This window comes from Streptomyces sp. MS06, assembly GCF_047200655.1.
Taxonomy (GTDB): Bacteria; Actinomycetota; Actinomycetes; order Streptomycetales; family Streptomycetaceae; genus Streptomyces.
In genome coordinates, this window is record NZ_JBJZOJ010000134.1 from 1 (window position 1) to 1,775 (window position 1,775).

General features: G+C 72.5%; 1 protein-coding gene. It reads right to left on the reverse strand.

Annotated elements, in window-relative coordinates; genetic code table 11:
• Positions 1 to 4 precede the first annotated feature (4 nt).
• The coding region (locus tag ACL02U_RS32780) for an acetyl/propionyl/methylcrotonyl-CoA carboxylase subunit alpha (protein WP_412794658.1) at positions 5 to 1,775 on the reverse strand (1,771 nt) is incomplete at its 5' end.

Genomic DNA, 1,775 nt, shown 5'->3' on the forward strand with positions numbered 1-1,775 from the left:
CCCGTCAGTCCTTGATCTCGCAGATGGGGGCGCCGGAGGTGAGGGAGGCGCCGATCTCGGCGGTGAGGCCCTTGACGGTGCCGGACTTGTGGGCGTTGAGGGGCTGTTCCATCTTCATCGCTTCGAGGACGACGACGAGGTCGCCTTCCTTGACTTCCTGGCCTTCCTCGACGGCGACCTTGACGATGGTGCCCTGCATGGGGGAGGCGAGGGTGTCGCCGGAGGCGGCGGGCCCGGACTTCTTCGCGGCGCGGCGTTTGGGTTTGGCGCCGGCGGCGAGTCCGGTGCGGGCCAGGCTCATGCCGAGGGAGGAGGGCAGGGAGACTTCCAGGCGCTTGCCGCCGACCTCGACGACGACGGTCTCGCGGCCGCTGTCCTCGTCCGCTTCGGCGGTGTCGGCGGGGGCGGTGAAGGGGGCGATGGTGTTGGTGAACTCGGTCTCGATCCAGCGGGTGTGGACGGTGAAGGGGTCGGTGGATCCGGTGAGTTCGGGGGCGAAGGCGGGGTCGGCGACGACGACGCGGTGGAAGGTGAGGGCGGTGGCCATGCCCTCGACGCGGAACTCGTGCAGGGCGCGGGCGGCGCGTTGGAGGGCTTCGGCGCGGGTGCGGCCGGTGACGATGAGTTTGGCGAGCAGGGAGTCCCAGGCGGGGCCGATGACGCTGCCGGCCTCGACGCCGGCGTCGAGGCGGACGCCGGGGCCGGTGGGCGGGTCGAAGCGGGTGACGGTGCCGGGGGCGGGCAGGAAGCCGCGGCCGGGGTCCTCGCCGTTGATGCGGAACTCGAAGGAGTGGCCGCGCAGGGCGGGGTCGTCGTAGCCGAGTGGTTCGCCGTCGGCGATGCGGAACATCTCCCGGACGAGGTCGATGCCGGTGACTTCCTCGGTGACGGGGTGTTCGACCTGGAGGCGGGTGTTGACCTCGAGGAAGGAGATGGTGCCGTCCTGGCCGACGAGGAACTCGCAGGTGCCGGCGCCTTCGTAGCCGGCCTCGCGGAGGATGGCCTTGGAGGCGCGGTAGAGCTCGGCGGTCTGCTCGTCGGTGAGGAAGGGGGCGGGGGCCTCCTCGACGAGTTTCTGGTGGCGGCGCTGCAGGGAGCAGTCGCGGGTGGAGACGACGACGACGTTGCCGTGCTTGTCGGCCAGGCACTGGGTCTCGACGTGGCGGGGGCGGTCGAGGTAGCGCTCGACGAAGCATTCGCCGCGGCCGAACGCGGCGACCGCCTCGCGGACGGCGGAGTCGTAGAGTTCGGGGACCTCGTCGAGAGTGCGGGCGACTTTCAGGCCGCGGCCGCCGCCGCCGAAGGCGGCCTTGATGGCGATGGGCAGGCCGTGCTGTTCGGCGAAGGCGACGACCTCGTCGGCGCCGGAGACCGGGTCGGGGGTGCCCGCGACCAGGGGTGCGCCGGCGCGTTGGGCGATGTGGCGGGCGGCGACCTTGTCGCCGAGGTCGCGGATGGCGTGCGGGGGCGGGCCGATCCAGATCAGGTCGGCGTCCAGGACGGCCTGGGCGAAGTCGGCGTTCTCGGAGAGGAAGCCGTAGCCGGGGTGGACGGCGTCCGCGCCGGACTCCCGGGCGGCGGCCAGGACCTTGCCGATGTCGAGGTAGCTGGTGGCGGGGGTGTCACCGCCCAGGGCGAACGCCTCGTCCGCCGCACGGACGTGCACGGCGTCCCGGTCCGGGTCCGCGTAGACCGCCACGCTCGCGATCCCGGCGTCCCGGCAGGCCCGGGCCACCCGGACAGCGATTTCGCCACGGTTGGCGATGAGCACCTTG